Origin of the sequence: Nostoc cf. edaphicum LEGE 07299 (assembly GCF_015207245.1) — a bacterium.
GTDB classification, from domain to species: domain Bacteria; phylum Cyanobacteriota; class Cyanobacteriia; order Cyanobacteriales; family Nostocaceae; genus Nostoc; species Nostoc edaphicum_B.
On sequence record NZ_JADEXF010000434.1, the window covers coordinates 1 to 4,539 of the forward strand.

The following is a 4,539-nucleotide window of genomic DNA, read 5'->3' on the forward strand; positions in this document are numbered from 1 at the left end:
ATAATTAAGCCCATGGTGGCTTCAACCCGATTTAGCATTTGGGAAACTTTGATGTTTGCTCCTTGGCTAACAACATGAAATTTTTGGGTGCGTTCAAAAGAAGCAATATACTCCCGACTAGTAGGAGTTAAATCTAAATCTTGGACAGCAAGGTTAATTTTGTTAATTTCCAGCGATACAGCAAACCCAAACAACAGCAATAATAAGATTGGTAATGCCAAAGCCAAAGCCACAGTGAGGCGATCGCGTCTCAACTGTCGTAGTTCTTTCAGAGTTTGGGCAAATATACGTTTTAATCTCACCATCAATAATTCACCTCTTAAGAAATAAGGCAGACGGCAGAAGCCAGTGCGTTGCCGGGGTGACTAATGACTAATGACCAATGACCAATGACTAATGACTAATGACCAATGACCAATGACTAATGACCAATGACCAATGACTAATGACCAATGACCAATGACCAATGACCAATGACCTTACTCATCCAGCACACTTAAACCACGTTGTTGTGCTTGCGCTACCACACTAATAAATACGTCTTCCAAAGAAAATTCGATTTCTCGGCAGCTGTGAACGAAAACACCCGCCTCAAATAACCAAGCTTGAATTTGGGGAATCTCTAGATCGGGACGATCGACAATAGTATGTAAACGAGAACCGAAAATCGAAACTCGCCAATTTTCTAATTTCTGCTTGAGGAAATCCGAAGCTTTTTGCAAAGGTTCACATTCCCATTCCACCAGTTGTCCCGGTTGTTCGGCTTTGACTTGACGTGGTGTACCTTGGGTGACAATTTCCCCCGCTACCATAAATCCGAGACGATGGCACTGTTCTGCCTCTTCTAAATAGTGAGTAGTTACTAAAATAGCCATTCCTTCCTGAGCAAATCGATTAATTAGCCGCCAAAACTGCCTTCTTGCTAATGGATCAACCCCTGAAGTCAGCTCATCTAAAAACAAAACTTTGGGTTCATGCATGACTGCTGCACCAAAAGCTACTCTCTGCTTCCAACCCCCAGGTAAATCGGCAGTTAGTAGATTTCCCTTGCCAGCTAAATCGCTCATTTGCAATACCCAGTCTTTTTTGGCACGCCGAGAACGAAGAGGTATCCCGTAAATACCGCAATAAAACTCTAGATTTTGTTCTATTGTCAGGTCATCATAAAGAGTGAATTTCTGAGACATATAGCCGATACGTTGCCGAACTTTGGCACTTCGTAATTCACCCGTTTCTCCTGCCAAAGCCATACGTCCAGAACTGGCACTGAGTAAGCCACACAACATCTTAATTGTAGTTGTTTTACCTGCGCCATTGGCACCTAATAAACCAAAGACTTCACCGTATTTAATTTCCAGATTGATTTGTTTGACGGCGTGAAAGTTACCAAATATTTTACTGAGATTATTTGCCTTAATCGCAATGCCAGATGTGGATGCTGATTTGTGCAGCCGAGGATAAGCGATCGTGGGAATATCGCCTTTGAGTTCCCGCAAACGAGCCACAAAGGTATTCTCTAAGGTTGGAGTATCAAGAACTAAACTTTCTAATTGCAGTTGTTGTTGCTCTAAAACAGATCGAATCCTCTGGCTTGCCTGTTTAGGTTGCGGTGTCAGCACATCCAGATGATCTCCGAAGCGTTGGACATCTGTAAGCATATTAACATCCGCATTTTGTTTTAAAATGTCTTCGGCTTGGTCTAGCTGGGCAATGGGAAGGAAAACTTCGATACGTTGCACGCCCAGACTTGCTTTGACTTGAGCAACTGTATCACATTGCTGAATTTTACCTTCGTAGATTAAGGCAATACGTGAACAGCGTTCGGCTTCATCAAGATAGGGTGTTGCTACAACTGTAGTCATTGCTTCGGTAACGGCCAGTTGGGCGAGAATATCCCAAAATTCACGACGCGATACTGGATCTACACCTGTGGTAGGTTCATCTAATAGCAATATTTGTGGTTGATGAATTAAGGCACAACAAAGCCCTAATTTTTGTTTCATCCCCCCAGAAAGACGACCCGCTAAACGGTCTTGAAATCGTGCCAAATCCAACAAACCCAAATAGTATTTACTCCGCGTTTTAAAAGCTGCTTCACTAACTTCTCGTAAACCAGCAGCATAGTGGAGATTTTCCAGGACGCTTAAATCTGGATAGAGGCTGAAGCGTTGGGTGAGGTAGCCCATTTGCAAACGCCGACTCCGGGGTTGGGAACCCAAAACCTCGACAATACCACTCGTTTGTGGCATGACTCCTGAGAGAATCTGAAATGTTGTAGATTTGCCTGCACCATCAGGGCCAATCAGTCCAAAAATTTCGCCTTGATAAATATCTAAATTAATACCATCTACAGCATTATGACTTTGTTGCCTGTAGCGATGTTGAAGATCGCGAATGGAAATAACACGGGTAAGAGTAGGCTGCAATGGCGATACAGATTCAGTTGTTACAGTTTCATCCTTCATCATTTAGATGCCTGTGTTTGTGGTAACAAAATCCTCGCGTCAGCTGGCATACCTGGTTTGGCTATACCTTGGGGGTTTTTTAAAGTTAGTTCTACACCAAAGACTTGTTTAACTCGGTCTTCTTGAAAATAAATATTTTCTGGCGTAAAGCTGGCTTTGGGATCTACGCGAGTTACTGTTGCTTCTAGTGGTTGGTTGGTCAATCCATCAAGTTCAATCTGTGCTTGTTGCCCTAGTTTGACTTTGGCAATTTCATTAGCAGGAACAAATCCACGCAAATACAATTGGTTGAGATTGACTAATGTCAATAATGGCGCACCACCGGCAACTACTTCTCCTGGTTGTACAGAACGGGTAATTACATTACCAGCCATAGGACTATTCACGACCAAGTAATTCAATTGAGCTTCTATCTGAGCTTTAGCTGCTTGGGCGTTATACACTTCCTGTTGGGCTAGGGAAATATTACTACGGGCTTGGGCGATTTGTCTTTGGATTTGTAATGCTGCTGTTGCTCGAATTGGTGTGTTGCGTAGGGTTGCTTGAGCTTGTGTCAGCCTGCCTTGAGCGGCTTCAATTTGCTGACGCACAACCATGACTCTAGCTTCGACAGCTTCAGCTTGAGCGTCGTCTCGGTCTTGTTGTTGAGCTGAGACCACACCTTGACTATATAAATTTCTCGTCCTGTTTTGTTCAGCTTGGGCTAGTTTTAAATTTGTCTGGGCTTCTACTAACTCAGATTTGGCTGCTGCTAAAGAATTTTTTGCCTCTAAAACTCGACCTTCGCTTTCTTGTTTTGCTTGCTGGGTAATGAGATTAGCTTGGTCTAATTCTGCTTGGAGAACTGGTATTTGCTGACGGGCGTGTTCTAAACGCTGTTTCTCAGCATTGATCCTTGCTTGGGTTCCCTGTAGTTGGGCGCGCAAATCTGTATCGTCAATCTTTACTAATAGCTGTCCTGGTTGAATAAAATCTCCTTCTCTGACCACAACTTCGCCAATTTTGCCACCAGTCTTGCTAGAAATATCAGTTTCATAGCCTTCTATTCGACCACTGAGAAATAAACCATTGGGCTGCGGTTTATATAAAAATTGACGATACCCTACGTATCCTAAGCTGCCAAGAAGCGCGATCGCTGCTACAAAAATAATGGGTTTAACAATTTTGAGACGTGGTTTTTTGGGCTGTTGGGGAGGTAACTGGAGTTGAGGGTTGTCAATTTCAGCAGGTTGTATGGAACTACTGGGAGCTTGTTTGGAATTATAAGACTCATTTTCTGTTTCTAACATAAGGTATAAGGTGTGGCTCTAAATTTATTAATTAAGACTATTGCCATCAAAATTAAATCTTTAATTTAGTTCTGGTTGTTCATGGGCAGACAGCAAAGCGATCGCTGCTTGACGAGCATACCCTACTGTGGTGAGGGCTGAGGTTCCCTCCATATTGACTGTAAAAATAGCTCCGCCAATTAAAAGCATCATCTGCTGTACGAAACTTTCCGGATTGCAGAGGTCTGCTTCCTGTACCAAATGGGTAATGTGGGCAAAAAGGATCTGTCTCGGTTCTACACAAAATTCATAGGCGGGATGTTGTATATCACCTAATTGAGCAGCTGCGGTACTAAAGGGACAACCATGAAACTCATGGATGACTAACCACTGTCCTAAAACATTAAAAATAGCTATTAGTCGTTCTTTCGGGCTACCATGATGCTGCTCTAAGGCTTGAAATAACCATTGCTGCCATTGTTCACTTCTGCGACGCATGACTTCGGTAATCAATTCATCCTTGGAGGCGAAATGATGGTAAAGAGTCGTTTTGGCAACATTAGATTTGGCTACTATCTCATCTACACCGACATTACGAATACCCTTTTGATAGAAAAGCGTGGTAGCAGTTGTTAATATTCGTTCCCGTGGTTCGGCTCTGATAAGTATCATAAAGTACAATACCTACAGGTCTGTATTCTAGAATTTATTATATGTCTAATCTTTTGGGTTTCGAGCAGTTACTACAAATCTATTAACAATGTAAATTCGCCCAGATTACTCTGCAAAACTTGCCTGCTTAACAG

The 4,539-nt window shown here is 42.6% G+C and carries 3 protein-coding genes and 1 pseudogene; all 4 read right to left on the reverse strand.

Translation table 11 applies throughout. From position 1 onward, the window contains the following. Positions 1–305 (reverse strand): annotated as a pseudogene (locus tag IQ229_RS14170) (ABC transporter permease); the annotation flags it as partial. 174 nt (positions 306–479) lie between these two features. Further along, positions 480–2,465 carry an ATP-binding cassette domain-containing protein gene (locus IQ229_RS14175; RefSeq protein WP_194044706.1) on the reverse strand — a complete coding sequence of 662 codons (1,986 nt, stop codon included), beginning with the start codon at positions 2,463–2,465 and terminating at the stop codon, positions 480–482. Next, on the reverse strand, positions 2,465–3,754 hold the full coding sequence (locus IQ229_RS14180) for an HlyD family secretion protein (RefSeq protein ID WP_194044704.1): 1,290 nt from the start codon (positions 3,752–3,754) through the stop codon (positions 2,465–2,467). The genes IQ229_RS14175 and IQ229_RS14180 overlap by 1 nt, the downstream gene beginning before the upstream one ends. 60 nt (positions 3,755–3,814) lie before the next feature. Next, positions 3,815–4,405, reverse strand: a complete 591-nt coding sequence (locus IQ229_RS14185) for a TetR/AcrR family transcriptional regulator (RefSeq protein WP_194044705.1) — start codon at positions 4,403–4,405, stop codon at positions 3,815–3,817. Positions 4,406–4,539: the final 134 nt, after the last annotated feature.

What these genes read in the sequence shown, in the direction of transcription:
- IQ229_RS14175 (WP_194044706.1), bottom strand. Translation starts at nt 2,465, where the DNA reads ATGAAGGATGAAACTGTAACAACTGAATCTGTATCGCCATTGCAGCCT.
- IQ229_RS14180 (WP_194044704.1), bottom strand. Translation starts at nt 3,754, where the DNA reads ATGTTAGAAACAGAAAATGAGTCTTATAATTCCAAACAAGCTCCCAGT.
- IQ229_RS14185 (WP_194044705.1), bottom strand. Translation starts at nt 4,405, where the DNA reads ATGATACTTATCAGAGCCGAACCACGGGAACGAATATTAACAACTGCT.